This is a genomic window from Candidatus Pseudothioglobus sp. uisw_070, assembly GCF_059512545.2.
In genome coordinates, this window is sequence record NZ_CM183456.2 from 34,240 (window position 1) to 52,348 (window position 18,109).

Below are 18,109 nucleotides of genomic sequence, written 5' to 3' on the forward strand. Positions count from 1 at the left end.
ATGAGCTCAACTTCAACGGCAGCATACGATGATCACGGTCATGGCCCTGAAAAAGGACTTCTAAGATGGGTTAAAACAACCAATCATAAAGATATTGGAACACTATATATGTGGTTTGCATTTGCAATGCTTCTTATAGGTGGTTCACTTGCAATGGGAATTCGAGCAGAGCTTTTACAGCCTGGCTTGCAATTATTTGAACCACAGTTTTATAATCAGCTGACTACAATGCATGGTTTAATTATGGTTTTTGGAGCGATTATGCCGGCCTTTGTTGGTTTGGCAAACTGGCTTATTCCTTTAATGGTAGGAGCGCCGGATATGGCTCTGCCAAGAATGAATAATTGGAGTTTTTGGATCTTGCCGTTTGCAGGAGCAATTCTTTTGAGTACGTTCTTTATGGAGGGCGGAGCGCCTGCTTTTGGCTGGACTTTTTACGCACCACTTTCAACGACCTTTGCTCCAGACTCAACTGACTTCTTCATTTTTGCAATTCACTTACTAGGATTTTCTTCAATTATGGGAGCGATTAACATTATTGCTACTGTTCTTAATATGAAAGCCCCAGAAATGCGATTAATGGACATGCCACTTTTTGTATGGACATGGTTAATCACATCGTTTTTGTTAATTGGTGCAATGCCAGTTCTAGCAGGAGCTGTTACGATGATGCTGACGGATCGAAACTTTGGCACAGCATTTTTTGATGCGGCGGGCGGCGGTGATCCAGTAATGTTCCAGCATATTTTTTGGTTCTTTGGTCATCCAGAGGTCTATATTATGATTTTGCCAGCCTTTGGTATCATCTCTCATATTATTCCAACCTTTGCTAGGAAGCCTCTTTTTGGCTACTCTTCAATGGTTTATGCAACGGCATCGATTGCATTTTTGTCATACATAGTATGGGCTCACCATATGTTCTTAACGGGAATGCCTGTGGCAGGCGAGCTTTACTTTATGTACGCAACAATGTTAATTGCAGTCCCTACTGGAGTAAAAGTTTTTAACTGGGTTGCGACGATGTGGAAGGGTTCTTTGAGCTTTGAAACACCTATGCTTTGGGCGCTTGCGTTTGTATTTTTATTTACGATTGGTGGTTTTTCTGGACTAATGCTTGGCATCGCTCCAGCCGATATTCAGTACCACGATACTTATTTTGTAGTTGCTCATTTTCATTATGTTCTTGTAACTGGAGCCCTATGGGGAATCATTGCAGCAGTATTTTATTGGCTTCCTAAGTGGACAGGAAAGATGTACAACGAGCCCCTAGCTAAATTTCATTTCTGGTGGGCGCTTATCTCGGTTAATGTAACGTTCTTCCCTCAACACTTCTTGGGACTTGCTGGAATGCCGCGTCGTATTCCTGACTACTCACTTCAGTTTGCTGACTTTAACTTTATCTCTTCAATTGGTGCATTTTCTTTTGGACTGTCATTCTTATTGCTTACTTACATTGTTGTAAATTGCATCCGTAATGGTAAGCCAGCAGATGCAAGACCGTGGGAAAGCGCTAAAGGTCTAGAGTGGACTTTAGCATCACCAATTGCTTATCATACGTTTGACGTTCCGCCAACAAGAGCTGAAATTTTGGCAGAGTCTCAGAGTAATTAATGGTAGATAAAAAAAACAATAGAGGTGTTGGTATAACTGCATTGATAGTTGCTGGTGTTGCAATTGGGCTATATGCACTAACCATTGCCCTTAACTCCTGACGTGGAAAGAAAAAAAATTACAAAAAGTTTTTGGATAAAGCTAGTTTCCGTTCCAATCTTGATGTTCTTTTTTGCCTACGCGATGGTGCCTTTATATGATGTGCTGTGCGACATAACAGGTTTTAATGGAAAGACTGGTAGAGTAGAAACAGAAAAGCAGTATCAAGTAAATGAAGAGAGATTGGTGAGTGTTAGTTTTTTTGCGGCAACGACTCCTGGCTTCCCAGTTCAGTTTGCGCCGAAAGTAAGCTCGATGGAAGTCATACCTGGAAAGTTTTATACTACCAGCTACATTGCTAAAAATACGACCGATGAAATAATTTATGGTCAAGCAATTCCAAGTGTTGCGCCTACAGATGCGGCGCTTCACTTTAAAAAGCTAGAGTGTTTTTGTTTTGTAAAGCAGGCGTTTCAACCTAATGAAGAGGTCGAAATGACGCTTCGATTTGTAATTGAGCCTGAAATGGATGAGTGGATCAAAGATGTTAGTTTGTCCTATAATTTTTATAAGTTAGATAGTTAAGAAAGGGGAAGAAAAATGAGTAACGAAAAATATTATGTACCTCATGGCACCTACTGGCCGATTATTGGATCAATTGGTGTTTCAACTTTATTTGTAGGGTTTGCGAACCAAATGCATGATGTAAGTTGGGGCTGGCCTGTGATGGTTTTGGGTTTTGCAATAATTGCATTTATGTTATTTGGGTGGATTGGAACAGTTGTCAGTGAGAGTATTGGCGGACTCTACAATTCACAAGTTGACAAATCTTTTCGATGGGGAATGAGTTGGTTTATCTTTTCTGAGGTAATGTTTTTTGCAGCCTTCTTTGGTGCTCTTTTATACGCAAGAGTTTTGAGTGTGCCTTGGCTTGGTGGTGAGTACAACAATATTTATACGCCAGAGTTGTGGGAGGGCTTTAAATCAGCTTGGCCTCTTATTACTACTCCTGGTGAAGTAGGGCAGAACGGCGTTACTTTTGCTACTAACTTTAAATTAGTAGATACTTGGGGACTTCCAGCGCTAAATACGGGACTTCTTTTAACTTCAGGTGTTACTTTAACTTATGCTCATCACGCTTTAAGGGCTGGCCATAGAAATGCATTGATGGCTTGGATGCTAGCAACAATTGCGCTAGGGGTTGTGTTCCTGGGCTTCCAAATTACTGAGTATGGACATGCCTACCACGATGGATTAAAGCTAACTTCTGGAATTTATGGATCAACGTTTTACTTGCTGACAGGATTCCATGGTTTCCACGTAACCATTGGTGTGATTATGCTGACAGTAATTCTTTATCGTATTCAAAAAGGACACTTCAATTTGGAGAATCATTTCGCCTTTGAAGGCGTTGCTTGGTATTGGCATTTTGTTGATGTAGTCTGGCTAGGGCTATTCATATTCGTATACTGGATATAATTACGAATATATGGTTTTGTAAAAGGCCCCTTCGTTGGGGTCTTTTTTTCAATTAACGTAGGAAAACTATGGATTATTTTGTAATAGCTATAATTGTATTAATATTTTTCTTTTTAGGCGCCGCTGTTATTGGCTTACTTAAAGGAGGCAGAGAAGGTTCTGACAAAATGTTTAAAGCGCTAAGAATGAGGATTATTCTTTCAGTTTTCTTGTTTGTCTTTTTACTATTTGCTAATTATATTGGATGGATAGAGCCTAATAACTTTAACCTGCTGCCAACCCAATAATGAGCTTACGTTTTATTCTTCCTTCGATTCTAATAACTGCGACCTTTGCATTTTTAGTATCCCTCGGTTTTTGGCAGCTGGAACGCGCCGATGACAAACGCAGTATTGAGACCTCAATAAAGCAGGCGAATACTGGCAGTGTTGAACTTATCAAGAAAGAAGAAGGCCTTCAAAGCAAAGAGTATTATGAGGTTCGACTTCAGGGAAAGTACTTAAGTGATAAGCAGTTTATCTATGACAATCAAATTGTTGACCAAGTTTCAGGCTATTATGTTCTAACTCCTTATGCCTTAGAAGGCCAGTCAAAAGCTATCTTAATTAATCGAGGTTTTATTCCATGGAACGGGCGTAGAGATAAATTAGCAGATATAGTTATTGGACAAGAGACTAGAGAAATAAAGGTACAGATCTCAAAACCAATTAAGAGAATGGAGCTCAAGCCAAGTGAAATTGGTATTCAATTTCCAGTCCTAATCCAATCGATCGACCTACAAGATATGGCTGATAGAGCCAAGGTTGATTTTTCAAGTGTCATTGGCTTGTTAGATGCGTCTGACTCTAATGGTTTCATTAGAAAATGGGAGCCTTACACTGGAAGTATTGAAAAGCATATAGGGTATGCTATTCAATGGTTTTTGATGGCCCTTGTTCTTGCAATAATAGGAATTCGTATTGCGATAAAGCAGCGCAAAAAATAATCAAATTTTGATGGTATAAAACATTCTTTAAATAAAAAAGCTTACTGTATAATTTCCCACTAAGCCGAAGTAGCACAGTTGGTAGTGCAACTGATTTGTAATCAGTAGGTCGCCAGTTCGAGTCCGGCCTTCGGCACCAATAAATAAGTATTAAGCGGTCTAAATGACCGCTTTTTTATTGTTAATTTTTTACTCGTTCTCGTAAAATGAATTTTTGTACTTTTCCAGTTGAGGTTTTTGGAATGGCCTCAAAAATAAATTTACGTGGTAATTTAAATGAAGCCATGTTGTCACGGCACCATTGACCAAGCTCCTCTTCTGAGGCTTTCTGGTTTTTGTTAAGTTCTATAAATGCGCAAGGGGACTCGCCCCATTTTTCATGAGGCATTGCTACAACTGCTGCTGCATTAACAGCAGGGTGCTTATGTAATACCTCTTCTATTTCAATGGAGGATATATTTTCACCGCCAGAGATAATAATGTCCTTTGAGCGGTCCTTAAGCTGAATGTAGCCATCATTATGAATGACCGCTAAGTCACCTGAGTGAAACCATCCACCTGCAAAGGATTCTTCAGACGCCTTTTTATTTTTTAAATAACCCTTCATGACTACATTGCCCCTAAACATTACTTCACCAATAGTCTTTCCGTCATGAGGAACGGGTTTCATGGTTTTTGGATTAACAACATCAAGAGATTCTAGTGGCAGATAACGAACGCCTTGACGGGCTTTTAGTGAAGCTTGTTTTTCCTTATTAAGGTCATTCCATTCTTGGTGCCATTCATTAACAACTGCAGGGCCATAGGTTTCAGAGAGGCCATATAGATGAGTGACATTAAAGCCCGATACGTTCATTTCAGTAAGTGTTTTCTCAGGGGGAGGTGCTGCAGCGGTAAAGAACTCAACTCTGTTTTCAAGCAAACGCCTTTTACTATTTTCTAGTGAAAGAATTGTTGACATAACAACTGGAGCCCCACATAAGTGAGTCACTTTGTAATCGGACAAGGCGTCCCAAATCGGTTCAGGTTTGACGTGTCTTAAACAAACATGTGTTCCAATTATTGCAGACATTGTCCAAGGAAAGCACCAGCCGTTGCAGTGGAACATAGGCAGCGTCCAAAGATAGACTGCGTGTTTATTAATTGAGGCAATGAGCGCATTGCCTTGAGCTAATAGGTAAGCGCCGCGATGATGAGAAACAACTCCTTTCGGGTTTCCTGTAGTTCCAGAGGTATAATTTAGTGATATTGCATCCCACTCATCTTCGGGCATAAGCCAATCAAACCCAGGGTCTCCACCAGATAAAAAAGACTCGTATTCAACCGCTCCACTTAGGGAGCCACTTATTGGAAATTCACTGTCACTGTAGTCAATTAAAATCGGATTTACCTTAGATAGTTCTAATGCAGATCGAATAGCGCTAATAAACTCACGATCCACAATCAGCACTTTAGTATTAGCATGATCAATTTGGTAGGCAATTGTTGTGGCATCAAGTCGCGTATTTATACTATGTAAAACAGCCCCACACATTGGAACGCCATAATGCGACTCGAGCATTGCAGGAGTATTTGCAAGAATTACTGATACAGTATCACCGCGATTAATCCCTTTTTTTGAAAGCGCAGATGCAAGCTGACAAGAGCGCTGATAGAACTCACTATAGCTTCGCTTTATGGACCCATGAACTATTGCTGTGTAGTCTGGAAATACTGACGCCGCTCTTTCAAGAAAAGTAATTGGCGTTAGAGGCTGATAGTTAGCTGGATTTCGATCTAAATCAGTGTTGTAAGGATTGCCCATAATCGTTATGACTATTCATCTTGCCATTTAGGCTGACGTTTTTCTAGAAATGCATTAATGCCCTCTTTTGCATCAAGTGTCAGCATATTATCGACCATTACTTTTGATGCATAATCGTAAGCATCAGAAATAGACATATCTTTCTGATTGTAGAAAGCTTGCTTGCCAGTTTTTAAAGTCATACTTGATTTTGAGGCAATCACTTCAGCAAGCTCCATAGCGCTTATAGTTAAATTTTTATCGTTTACAACGCAATTGATAAGGCCAATGCGCTCTGCTTTATTTGCATCTACCATTTCTCCAGTTAATAGCATTTCCATCACTGCTTTGTTGGATATGTTTCGAGATAGCGCGACCATAGGAGTTGAGCAAAAAAGACCAATATTGACGCCTGGCGTAATATATCGTGAGGATTCTCCGCCAACAGCTAGGTCACAACACGCGACAAGCTGGCAGCCAGCTGCAGCTGCCACTCCAGCAACCTCAGCAATGATTGGCTTAGGATGATTGACAATTAGCTGCATGAGGGCAGAGCAGGATGAAAAAACTTTTGTGAAGTATTCGAGCCCATCATCATCAGCATTTCTTCCAGCAGACATTTGTTTTAAGTCATGACCAGAGCAAAATGCTGGGCCGTTAGCAGCAATTATGATTACTCTGGTCTTTCCATCTTTTGAGGCGTGATTAAGAGACAGAGTCATTGCAGTCATCATCTCTTCAGACAAAGCATTTCTTCGTTTGGCATCGTTTAGTGTTAAGCGAAAGACGCCATTATCAGTAAATTCTTCAAGCAGTATTGATTCGATAGGACTTTCCTCGTTGCTCATAAAATAAGCCTTATATTAGCATATACGCTTTAAATTTTTTTAAATGTTTATGTTAACTTCTACGCCAGAGTCTAGAGTATTTGCAATGAAGCAATATCTGTGAGCTCTGTCGTGCATCTTTTCTAATTCTTCATGACTAACTTCAAAACCATGGTCAAAGGATACTTTTGGATGCAGGTCTATTTTATTTACAATCATTTGCTTCTTATCATTCTTGCCTAGGTGTGCAATTGCATGATCTTCATAGGATAATATAGGCCACTTTGTTTTTGCTGAAAGAGCTAAAAAAGTCATCATATGACAGCTGCTTAATGAGGCAGCTAGAGCTTGTTCAGGATTGGTGTTTTCAGCTGAGCCACCCCAGTCAGGAGCAGTGTCAGCCTTAACCATGTAATGATCATTGTATGAAACTTCATGTTCGCTAGAAAATTTTCCAGGAGAGAGTTCTTCTTCTTTTCTCTTCCAGTTAAGTTTGATAGATAGTTCAGACATAAACTTTCTCCTAAATAATTTTGATCGGTTTAAGACGCTGAAGTAATTTTTTTCTTAGGGTCATAGAATGGTTTTTGCACAACGTTAATAGGATGATTTCCCTCTGACGTTCGAGTTTCTGCAACCATATCTATAGCCGAATAGTCAACATCTATAATAGCAAGTGCAATATTTTTGTCAAGCCTAGGCGAGTAAACTGCTGACGTTATGTAGCCAACCTCACTTGAATCTATAAAAATTGGCCAGTAGCTGGTATTGGGATGCTGAAGAGGTGGGCATGAGATTTCTACACCAACTTGTCTTCGCTTAACTCCCTCAGATTGAATTTTTTTAAGTGCATCTTTTCCAATAAAGTCTGCATCCATTTCAAGGTCAACGAGTCGATCTAATCCAAGCTCAAATGGATTTACAGTGTAGTCCATATCTGCCTGGTAAGAAAGCATACCTCCCTCAATTCTTCTTATTGTTGAAGTATGTCCGGGAACCAGCCCCATTGGTTTGCCAATTTCCATGATGTGGTCCCAGAGTTCATTTCCTCGAGAGCCATCACGTAGGTATATTTCATAACCTAACTCACTTGACCAGCCTGTTCTGGAAATGATTAATGGGATCCCATTCAGTTCAAACTCTTCTAGCCAGTAATATTTAAGGCTATCTATTCTTTCACCAAAGATTGCTTTTGCAATATCGCCTGACTTAGGACCTTGAAGCTGAAGCGGCGATACATCAGGCTCACCTAAATTAACATCTAGTCCAGAGTTGACGGCGACACCTTTGGCCCACATCAAAATATCGCTATCAGCCAAAGATAGCCAGAAGTGATTTTCACCAAGCCTTAAGAGTACGGGGTCATTTAATACGCCACCATTTTCATCAGTAATAAGTACATACTTGCACTGCCCAACAGCACACTCGGAAAGGTTTCGAGGTGTTAGTAATTGTACAAATTTAGCAGCATCTGGGCCCGTTATTTCAACTTGACGCTCAACTGCAACATCACAAAGAATGGCCTCATTCACAAGATTCCAGAAGTTTTGTACTGGATCACCAAAGTCTCTAGGAATATACATATGATTGTAGACTGAAAATCCCTGTGCTCCCCAGCGCACTGTCGCATCAAAATATGGAGACTTCCTCACCTGGGTTCCAAAACTAAATTCTTTTTTCATAGACACTAATTCGCATTAAATAAAAGCGAAATAATACACATTTTTCAATGTGTTGCAGATGTTTTTATTGCGCTTTTTGGCTACGTTATAAAGTTTGTTTCTCGAGTCAGTTCCGAAAGAATTTCGGGTCCCTCAGATCTTAGGATTACAATCTCTTCAAGTCTAACTCCAAATCTGCCTTGAAGGTAAATTCCTGGCTCAACTGAGAACACCATTCCTTCATCAAGAATTACTTCGGATGTTGCAGTTATATAAGGTGGCTCGTGAATGTCAATACCAAGCCCATGACCTAAGCGGTGAACAAAGAATTCTCCATAACCTGCTTCAGTAATGACATCTCTGGCAGCAGCGTCAACTTCTTTTGCCATCACGCCTGGTTTCGCAGCTGCCATAGCTGCTTGCACTGCACGCTCTATAATCGCATGAACTTCAAGATAATCTTTTGGTGGTTCTCCCACTACCGACATGCGTGTCATGTCACTTGGGAAGGTTCCTTTTCGACCACCGATATCAATCAATACTACGTCACCATTTTGTACTTTTCTGTTTCCAGTATGATGATGCGGGAAAGCACCATTTGGGCCAGATCCCACAATGCAAAATTGAGGTTTAGCACCTTCTGAGATAAAGTGTTTATTTATTGCTTCACCAATTTCAAGCTCAGTCACACCTTCTTTAATTGCTGCAAAACCAGCTTTCATTGCTCGATCATCGATTAGCGCATTCTCTTTAAGATTAGAGTACTCATCATTATCTTTGCGCATCCTAAGTGCGCCAATAGTAGAATTAGTAAACTCATAGGTCGGTTTTGGTAAGGCGTCGATAAGTATTAAAGCAAAGTGAGAGCGCATTGCTTCATCTATAGCAATATGTTTTGCATTTGATGAGCCGGTATAAGAGAGAGCCTCATCTAGTGCTTCTTCGGGACCGTTTTCATCTTTCCAGCTAAACATTTTAATATCAGAGCGCTTCATTGCATCCTCTGCATTTACTGACGGCATAAGGAAGGCATCATTTTCTAATCCCATCAATAACATACAAGGTCTTTCATCAGGAGAGGGGTTGAAGCCTAACAACCATTTCATATGGGTGCCAGGACCAAGGGCAATTAAATCAACATTGTTATCCTTCATGCGAGTGCGCACAGAGTTTATTTTTTGTTGCATAAGCTTTTCTAATAAATTTATAAATAAATTAAATTATAGATTCAATTTTAGGCATTAGTCTAATAAGTTCTTTAGTGTATTGGTGCTCTGGATTATTAAATAATTCCTCAGATTCTTTTGTTTCACAAATACTTCCATTTTTAAGAACTACAATCCTATTACACATTTGTCTAATTACAGGAAGATCATGACTAATAAACAACATAGTAAGGTGAAGCTCATCTTGAATATCTTTTAAAAGATTTAATACTTGTGCCTGTATGCTCACATCCAAAGCAGAAGTAGGTTCATCACAAATTAATAAGCTTGGTCTTGTGGCTAAAGCCCTGGCAATTGATATTCTTTGTCTTTGCCCTCCAGAAAATTCATGAGGATATCGATCCAATGACTGTCTTGACATTCCAACAATATCTATCAAATCGTAAAGATTTTGCGTGAGCTCATTCTTATTAATATTTTTTTGAAAAAGCTTTATTGGTTCAGATATTATGTCTCTTACTTTAAATCTTGGATTTAAAGATGAATATGGATCTTGAAATATCATCTGAATTTGGCCCCTACTCTTATCAATTTGATATTTTCTTTTCAAATTATAAAGTGAGATATCATTATAAAAAATTTCTCCATTACTTGGCCTTACAAGACCTGTAATTATTTTTGCTATTGTTGATTTTCCTGAACCAGATTCACCAACTAAACCTAGAGTTTCACCTTCAAAAAGCTCAAAAGATACATTATCAACTGCCTTCTCTACTTTATTAGTAGACTCATTTTTTGATCCAAATGAAAAATTATTTATCAAAGATTTATCATCAAAAATTTTAGTAACACCTGCCAGTTGTAAAATTTTTTTATCTTTATTTTTTTCTCTAACTCCCCAAGTCTTAATGATTTTTTTTGTTAAATTTTTAGAATCAGATGTAATTTCTTTTCCATCAGGACTAATAAGCCTGAATCTATCAATTTTTTTATTTGTGGGCGGCACAGAAATAACTAAGCTTCTAGCCTCATTAGATTTAGGGTTCGTTAACAATTCTTTAGTATCACCTTGCTCAACAATAAGCCCATGTCTCATAACAATAACTTTATTTGTTGTCTCAGCAATAACGCCCATATCATGCGTAATAATAATTACACCTAAATTTCTTTTTTTAGTAAGATCTTTAAGTAGTTCTAGTATTTGATGTTGAATACTTACATCTAGAGCAGTTGTTGGTTCATCAGCTATAATTAAATCCGGCTCACAACTTATTGCTAAAGCAATAACAACCCTTTGACGCATCCCTCCACTAAATTGATGAGGATAATCTTCAATTCTTTTTTCAGCGTTATCTATTCCAACTTCTTCTAAGAGTTGAATCGATTTTTTCAATGCATCTTGATAGTTTAAATTTAGATGTGTTTGAATAGTTTCAATTAATTGATCTTTTATTTTAAATAATGGATTTAAGGATGTTTGAGGATCTTGAAAAACAAATCCAATTTTCTTTCCTCTAAATTTTTGAATGAGCTCTTCGTTATCTCTTAATTCATAATTATCAATTTTAATTGATCCACTTGTTATTTCTCCTGGTGGATCAATTAAATTTATGATGGCATTTGCAATGGTAGATTTTCCAGAGCCAGATTCACCAACTATGCCTAATATTTCACCCCTTTCCAATGTGAACTCAACATCTTTACTAGCAACAATTGTTTCTTTTCTAGTTGGATAGCTAATATTTAAATTTTTAACCTCTAAAAAACTCATCTTATTTTTAATTTTGGATTTAAGGCGTCTCTCATCCAATCTCCCAGTAGGTTAATAGATAATGCTAAAACGATTAAAAAGATAGCTGGGAAAAATGTAATCCACCATTCACCTGAAAATAAAAAACTATTTCCAAATCTAATTAATGTCCCTAGTGAAGGTGTGGTGGGCGGCACCCCTACGCCTAAAAAACTTAATGTAGATTCTGTGATTATTGCAAGAGCTAATCCGATTGTAGCAATCACTAAGAGAGGCCTAAGTATGTTTGGTAAGATATGTTTAAACATAATTAGAATGTTTGATAGTCCTATAATTCTCGAAGCTGAAACATATTCTTTATTTTTTTCAACCAGAGTAGACGCTCTAGAAACTCTAGCGAACTGTGGCCATTCAGAGATACCAATCGCAAAAATTAACACGTAAATTGCCATGTCACTATGCATCGATTGTGAAATGAATGATTTCGCGATACCATTTACGAGTAGAGCCATTAGAATGCTTGGTATTGTTAATTGGACATCTGTAATTCGCATGACAACTATCTCATATTTACCACCTATATAGCCAGCAGTAACGCCAAGGAATACTCCAAGTGTCATCGCAAAAAGTATTGATGCAAATCCGACGATTAGTGAAATTCTTGAGCCATAGATAATTGTTGAGAACATGTCTCTTCCCTGTTGATCTGTTCCAAGAATAAAACTAGAGCTTCCACCCTCAGACCATGAAGGTGGGGTAAATGCATCCATTAATGAGACTGAAGCTGGATCAAAAGGGTTGTAGGGGGAAACTACTCCAGCAAAAACTGAACAAAGTAAAATAATGAATAAAATAGTAGTAGAGATAACTGCAATTTTTGAGTTAAAAAAGCTATACCCTATATCGGTATCATAAATTTTATTAAAGGTTTTTTTTAACATCTCTAGCTCGCCTCTTCCTTAAGTCTTATTCTTGGGTCGATAAAATAATAGGTGATATCAACAATGAAATTTATCATAACAAAAATAAAGGCAACCATAATCATGTAGGCCGACATTATCGGTATATCAACAAAGTATACTGCGTTAATAAATAGTAGGCCCATCCCAGGCCATTGGAAAACAGTTTCTGTAATAATTGAAAAGGCTATTAAGGTTCCAATATTAATACCGGTAATAGTAATTACTGGTATTAAGCCGTTTTTAAGAGCATGCTTATAATTGATAGTATTTTCTTTGATACCTCTAGCTCTAGCAAATTTAATATAATCCGTTTGAAGTATTTCCATCATTTCTGCACGAACCAATCTGATGATATATGTCATTTGAAATAAACTTAATGTGATTGAAGGTAATATTAATGCCTTAAGTCCAGAAGCAGTTAAAAAACCTGTTGCCCAAAAACCTAACTCTACAACTTCACCCCTTCCAAAAGAAGGAAGAATTCCCAGTATTACAGAAAATAGGTAAATTAATAGTATTCCTATAATGAATGTAGGAAGAGAAACACCAACAAGTGAAACAACAAGGATGATATTTGAAATAAAGCTATCTCTATGGATTCCTGTATAAACCCCTAAAATGACGCCTGATACTATTGCCAGAATAGCAGATACAAATACTAATTCGAGAGTGGCTGGCATTCTTTCAGCAATTAAATCTGAAACCTCTCTTTTTAGTTGATAAGATATGCCGAAATCGCCTTGAATTACATTACCTAAAAATCTTGAAAATTGAATATAGACTGGATCATTTAATCCTAGAATCTCTCTAACCTCTGCTTGTCTTTCGTATGAGGCGTCTATTCCAGTCATGCTATTGACAGGGTCACCAACAAAATTGAATAAAGAAAAGGAAACAAAAGCCACAACAATCATTACAAGAACAGATTGTAAGAGTCTTTTAAAGAAATAGATAAACATGGAGAACTTGGTGATGTAAAGGACGTTTATGTTACATCAACTTGAAATGTTTTTCTGGCCAGATAACTGACCAGAAAAATATAACTTTTTTAGTTTACATTTGCAAATCTAAATAATGGTTCGTTGTTCATCCTAATTGGAACATCGACATTACTTTTTGCTGCTTGATTAACAACTTGGTGATGTAAAGGAAGATATGTTACGTCGTCTTGAGTAATATCCCAAGCTTCAGCAATCATAGCATTTCTTTCATCTAAGTTTGTTTCAACACCCATTGCTGCAACTAATTCGTCGACTCTAGCGTTACTGAAATTTACTTTATTCCAGCTTCCAGAGCTTTCAAACAAGTATGAATATACATAGTGACTGTCAAAAGTTGGGACACCCCAACCTAGCATATACATGTCACTAGTCATACCATTAGCATCACCCTCTTTTACTTCAGAGAAATGCTGACTCTTAGTTTTTGCATCAAGATTTACTGTAACACCAATTTTTGCAAACATACCAATAGCTGCTACACAAATTGCTTCATCATTGATATAACGATCATTAGGACAATCCAATGTGACCTCAAACCCATCAGGATATCCAGCTTCAGCTAAAAGTTTTTTTGATGTCTCAGGATCATAAGCCATTCTTTCATCACGAGCTGCTGTGTGTCCATTAACACCAGGAGCAGTAATAATTCCTGCAGGGACACTTTGCCCTCTCATTACCTTATCTTGAATAGCATCCATATCTAAAGCATGGTACATTGCCAGGCGAACTCTTTTATCTGCAAAAGGATTTTTTCCTTTAATATTAGATGAATTCAATTCAGCTGAACCTTGATCCATACCAAAGAAAATAGTTCTATTTTGAGGAGTCATTTTCACACTATGACCTGAAGAAGAGTTGATTCTTTTAATATCTTGAACAGGTACAACATTAGTGTAATCGATCTCTCCAGAAAGAAGTGCTGCAACTCTTGTTGCATCATTCTTAATTGGAAGTAATTCAATTTTATCTATGTTATGTGCGTAATGATTTCCCCACCAGTTGTTATTTTTTTCAAAAACAGTTCTTACGTCCTGCTCTCTGAAAGTAATTTCAAATGGTCCAGTTCCATTTGCATTAGATGCGCAATACGATGTCTCACCTGCATCCCAATTATATGAAGCTTCACAATTATTTGCTTTTGCCCAAGCTTCAGACATTACAAATATCTGAGTTAATTCGTTTAACAGAATTGGATTTGGTCCATCAGTTTTTATTTCAACAGTGTGGTCATTAAGCGCTGTTGCGGATGTAATACTTTTAATTAAATCAACCATATCAGATGGAGCAGTTCTTGCTCTATTGATACTAAAAGCAATATCACCTGCTGTTAAAGATGATCCATCATGAAACATAACACCCCTACGAATGTTAAATATCCAAGTATCGTCTGCTGTTGCGACCCATGACTCTGCAAGCTGAGGAAGTATTTCCATATTAATACCTGGAGTTACTAAGCCCTCATATATTTGACGAGAAACCATGTGTGTTGGTCCTTCGTTTTGTGCATGCGGATCAAGTGTTAAAGAATCACCAGGCATCGACCATTTAATGGAATTAGCGAAAGCTGATGAAAAAATACCAATGAGCATGAATGACAAAACAATTTTTAAAGTCTTTTTCATTTTTTTCTCCTTAATAAACGCCTAAGATAAGGCGCGATAAATTTTCAATAAAAAAACCAGCTACTATAATTTTCGCTGGCTAACAACACTATATAGTATCAAAAATGTCAGGTCAAGGTTAATTTTGGCTAATGGCCGTAACTAATCTTATAAATTAATTAATCTAAAAGATAATTAAAAAAACTATATTTCAAAAAAAACCATAAATATTTTATGAGTAATAAGGATTCTTTAAGCCTATTATCTAATCTTACAAATAACTATAAAAATTATGAAAAAAATTCTGACCTTTGTAGCACTCCTAATCTTTTCTAGCTATTCAATTGCCCATAAGCCAGTAATGAATGAAAATTCAAGCTATCCTGCCGACGCACCCTACGAAATTGAAGAGCCTGAAATCTCAAAAGCTATATATTCAACACTTACTGGGGAGCCTCATTTTTATCGAATTGAGTCTGAAACTGATTTTAACTTTTATGCAGGTATTCTGGCCGCGAAAATTGGAGAGTGCACGCTAGATGAAAAATTTTCTTTTGAGGTTCTAGACTCCGATTTCCATCCGTTATTTATGGCCGATGGCGAAAACTTTGAGTGGACACCTTGGTATGAAGAGTATGGGAAACAGTGGTATTGGAATGGTCCAGAAGTGGGAGAAAGCTTTCTTTCAGATCGAGTTTTTAAAGCTGGAACTTATTACATAAGAGTATTTAATAACTCTAATACAGGTCAGTATATTATTGCTGTTGGTGATATCGAGAAGTTCTCGTTTACTGATATTGTGGGATTAATTTTCTCTATGGGAAAAATTGAAGATGAATTTTGGAATCCTAGCCTATGCCCAAGCGGCTAAGCCTCATCTGGATCAATAGGCTCTGGCGCCAAAACATCTCTATTTCCGGCGCTATTCATAGAGCTAACGATTCCACTGGACTCCATGTCTTCGATAATTCTGGCAGCGCGGTTATAGCCAATTCGCATTCTTCTTTGCAGACTGGAGATGGAGGCCCTTCTTGTTGAGGTGACAATTTGCACTGCTTCATCAAAAAGTGGATCTAGTTCGCCAGAGGATTGTCCAGAATCTTTATTACTGATAGCTTCAGTTTGTGCTTTAAGAACACCCTCTAAGTAGTTAGGGCTCGAGTTTTTCTTAAGGTGCTTCACGACTCGTAGAATTTCGCTGTCCTCTACAAATGCTCCATGAACCCTGGTAAGGTGAGTCATGCCTGGCGCCATATAAAGCATATCACCCATTCCGAGAAGTTGCTCAGCACCTGACTGATCCAGAATAGTTCTCGAGTCTGTCTTTGATGAAACTTTAAAAGACACTCTTGTTGGTATATTGGATTTAATTAGACCAGTTATAACGTCAACACTAGGGCGCTGCGTTGCAACAATAAGGTGAATTCCAGCTGCTCGAGCCTTTTGAGCAATTCGAACAATAAGGCCCTCAACTCGCTTAGACTTAGCGCGGTCTTCCTGTGCAAGAGCGCCAAGCATATCGGCATATTCATCAATAACTATAACGATAAGGGGGAGCGATTCAAGCTCTGGATGCTTTTCACCTTCTTTTGCGTTATCTGGATTAAATGAAGGGTCTAACAAAGGTTTTCCAGACTCTTGAGCACGGCGCTGCTTTTCATTAAATGACTCGATGTTTCTAACGCTAAACTTGGCCAAAAGACTGTAGCGCCTTTCCATCTCATTGACACACCACCAAAGCGCACTTGCAGCTTCATTCATATTGGTAACAACAGGAGTAAGAAGGTGCGGAATGTCTGCATAGGAAGCAAGCTCAACGATTTTTGGATCAATCATGATAAACCTTACTTGCTCTGGTGAAGCCTTATAGAGGATGCTAAGAATAATTGCATTAAGGCCTACTGATTTACCCATTCCCGTAGCGCCCGCAACTAAAAGATGCGGCATTTTCGCAAGATCAACAACAATCGGCAATCCATTGATATCTTTACCAAGCCCCATGGAAAGCGTTGACTTAGCTTTTGTGAATACTTCACTTGAAAGGATTTCTTTAAGCCCAATCATTTCTCTATTGTTGTTTGGAATTTCAAGGCCAATAACCGGTTTGCCTGGAATCACATCGACTATGCGAACACTTTCTACAAGCAGCGCCCTAGCTAGGTCTTTGTTAAGGTTCATGATCTGGCTAACTTTAATTCCTGGAGCAAGCGAGATTTCAAATTGAGTCACTACAGGACCTGGAGTTACGGCAGTTATTGTTACGTCAAAGCCAAAATCCTTTAATTTAATTTCAACTTGTTGGCCCATTTCAACCAGGAACTCGTCTGTGTAGCCTAAACCAGAATTACTAACATCATCTAAGAGTGAAAGGCTTGGGAGCCCCCCCGATATTCCTGATTTGTATAGATTGCTGCCCTGTTCTTTTTTAGGTTTCTCTGTTTTCTCAGTTTTTTGAGGGTTCTCTGTTTTCTCAGTTTTTTGAGGTTTCTCTGTTTTCTCAGTTTTTTGAGGTTTTTCTACAGCAGCTGGAGTAGGGCTGATAATTTCAGGTTTGGTCCTTAAACTGCTGTTATTGTCTGCAGTTTTTTTATCCCTATTAAAGGTTTTTTTGAAAAGGAATGTGCTGATGCTTCTCCATGACGCGCTCGAGGCAATACTAAAGCTAACAAAAATAATGCCAATATATATTATTGTAGATGAGCTGCCAAAAATTTCATAAAACACCAGATCATGCATAGACATGCCAATCCATCCGCCCGCTAAAAATGTATCTTTAAGGCCCTCAATAATTTTTATCTCTGGCGCAAATTGATGCGCTAGTGCTGCTGTAAAAAAAAGCATGACGAGAAACGCAGTCAATCGAAGCAAGAAGGTAATCTGACTGCTGCGCTCTTTATTTGCATCTCTATGAAAGTTATACCCAAGCCAAATTAAAGCTATGGGGATGATATAAGAGACATAGCCTAGAACTCCGATGCTTATATCACTCAGATAAGCACCAAACATTCCTGCACTATTTATAACTGGTTTAACTAGTTGTGCTCCCCCAGTCCATGGATCTTCATCGGGTGAATATGTCACAAGTGAAATAAGGAAAACGACACCAAGTGTTAAGAGCAGTATAAAAATTGACTCACTTGCAATCTTTGAGCGCGGATTATTTATGGGGGTATTTGTAGATGTGCGTTTATTATTTTTTTTCAAGATAGCTTATAATACTCATTTGGTTAATTAGTATAAAGTA

At 38.1% G+C, this 18,109-nt stretch carries 16 protein-coding genes and 1 tRNA gene; 7 read left to right on the forward strand and 10 right to left on the reverse strand.

Going from position 1 to position 18,109, the window contains the following annotated elements; genetic code table 11:
* From ctaD to AC5YGD_RS00195, 6 genes are all read left to right on the forward strand, one after another.
* Positions 1-1,611, forward strand: a complete 1,611-nt coding sequence (ctaD, locus tag AC5YGD_RS00170) for a cytochrome c oxidase subunit I (RefSeq protein ID WP_496141565.1) — start codon at positions 1-3, stop codon at positions 1,609-1,611.
* Positions 1,612-1,713: 102 nt separating this feature from the next.
* Positions 1,714-2,235, forward strand: a complete 522-nt coding sequence (locus AC5YGD_RS00175) for a cytochrome c oxidase assembly protein (RefSeq protein ID WP_271537158.1) — start codon at positions 1,714-1,716, stop codon at positions 2,233-2,235.
* A gap of 15 nt (positions 2,236-2,250) precedes the next feature.
* Positions 2,251-3,129 (forward strand): cytochrome c oxidase subunit 3, encoded by an 879-nt coding sequence (locus AC5YGD_RS00180; RefSeq protein ID WP_271558684.1) that lies wholly within the window; start codon positions 2,251-2,253, stop codon positions 3,127-3,129.
* A 68-nt stretch (positions 3,130-3,197) separates the two neighbouring features.
* Complete coding sequence (locus AC5YGD_RS00185; RefSeq protein ID WP_271537156.1) at positions 3,198-3,416, forward strand: DUF2909 domain-containing protein; 219 nt, start codon at positions 3,198-3,200, stop codon at positions 3,414-3,416.
* Complete coding sequence (locus tag AC5YGD_RS00190; RefSeq protein WP_496141566.1) at positions 3,416-4,114, forward strand: SURF1 family cytochrome oxidase biogenesis protein; 699 nt, start codon at positions 3,416-3,418, stop codon at positions 4,112-4,114. The genes AC5YGD_RS00185 and AC5YGD_RS00190 overlap by 1 nt, the downstream gene beginning before the upstream one ends.
* Before the next feature lie 63 nt (positions 4,115-4,177).
* Positions 4,178-4,253: transfer RNA gene (locus tag AC5YGD_RS00195), tRNA-Thr, on the forward strand.
* Positions 4,254-4,295: 42 nt separating this feature from the next.
* Here AC5YGD_RS00195 and AC5YGD_RS00200 read toward each other — a convergent pair.
* From AC5YGD_RS00200 to AC5YGD_RS00240, 9 genes are all read right to left on the reverse strand, one after another.
* Complete coding sequence (locus tag AC5YGD_RS00200) at positions 4,296-5,918, reverse strand: AMP-binding protein (protein ID WP_496141567.1); 1,623 nt, start codon at positions 5,916-5,918, stop codon at positions 4,296-4,298.
* 11 nt (positions 5,919-5,929) lie between these two features.
* The gene (locus tag AC5YGD_RS00205) at positions 5,930-6,745 is read right to left on the reverse strand and encodes an enoyl-CoA hydratase (protein ID WP_496141568.1); all 816 of its coding nucleotides are present in this window, start codon (positions 6,743-6,745) and stop codon (positions 5,930-5,932) included.
* 39 nt (positions 6,746-6,784) lie between these two features.
* On the reverse strand, positions 6,785-7,237 hold the full coding sequence (locus AC5YGD_RS00210; RefSeq protein WP_496141569.1) for an OsmC family protein: 453 nt from the start codon (positions 7,235-7,237) through the stop codon (positions 6,785-6,787).
* 29 nt (positions 7,238-7,266) lie between these two features.
* Positions 7,267-8,406, reverse strand: coding sequence for a glycine cleavage T C-terminal barrel domain-containing protein (locus tag AC5YGD_RS00215; RefSeq protein WP_496141570.1), 1,140 nt, complete (start codon positions 8,404-8,406; stop codon positions 7,267-7,269).
* Between the two features lie 80 nt (positions 8,407-8,486).
* Positions 8,487-9,572, reverse strand: a complete 1,086-nt coding sequence (locus AC5YGD_RS00220; protein WP_496141571.1) for a M24 family metallopeptidase — start codon at positions 9,570-9,572, stop codon at positions 8,487-8,489.
* A 28-nt stretch (positions 9,573-9,600) separates the two neighbouring features.
* Positions 9,601-11,322 carry a dipeptide ABC transporter ATP-binding protein gene (locus AC5YGD_RS00225; protein WP_496141572.1) on the reverse strand — a complete coding sequence of 574 codons (1,722 nt, stop codon included), beginning with the start codon at positions 11,320-11,322 and terminating at the stop codon, positions 9,601-9,603.
* Positions 11,319-12,242: an ABC transporter permease gene (locus AC5YGD_RS00230; RefSeq protein ID WP_271556359.1), complete on the reverse strand. Its 924-nt coding sequence runs from the start codon at positions 12,240-12,242 to the stop codon at positions 11,319-11,321. The genes AC5YGD_RS00225 and AC5YGD_RS00230 overlap by 4 nt, the downstream gene beginning before the upstream one ends.
* Positions 12,243-12,244: 2 nt before the next feature.
* A complete protein-coding gene (locus AC5YGD_RS00235; protein ID WP_271537149.1) occupies positions 12,245-13,222 on the reverse strand; it encodes an ABC transporter permease in 978 nt (325 codons plus the stop codon).
* An 89-nt stretch (positions 13,223-13,311) separates the two neighbouring features.
* Complete coding sequence (locus tag AC5YGD_RS00240; RefSeq protein ID WP_496141573.1) at positions 13,312-14,886, reverse strand: ABC transporter substrate-binding protein; 1,575 nt, start codon at positions 14,884-14,886, stop codon at positions 13,312-13,314.
* Between the two features lie 271 nt (positions 14,887-15,157).
* On the opposite strand from AC5YGD_RS00240, the gene AC5YGD_RS00245 reads away from it, so the two are divergent.
* Positions 15,158-15,736, forward strand: coding sequence for a hypothetical protein (locus tag AC5YGD_RS00245; protein ID WP_496141574.1), 579 nt, complete (start codon positions 15,158-15,160; stop codon positions 15,734-15,736).
* On the opposite strand, the gene AC5YGD_RS00250 is transcribed toward AC5YGD_RS00245, so the two are convergent.
* Positions 15,733-18,069, reverse strand: a complete 2,337-nt coding sequence (locus AC5YGD_RS00250; RefSeq protein ID WP_496141575.1) for a DNA translocase FtsK 4TM domain-containing protein — start codon at positions 18,067-18,069, stop codon at positions 15,733-15,735. The two genes, AC5YGD_RS00245 and AC5YGD_RS00250, sit on opposite strands and share 4 nt — an antisense overlap.
* Positions 18,070-18,109 lie beyond the last annotated feature (40 nt).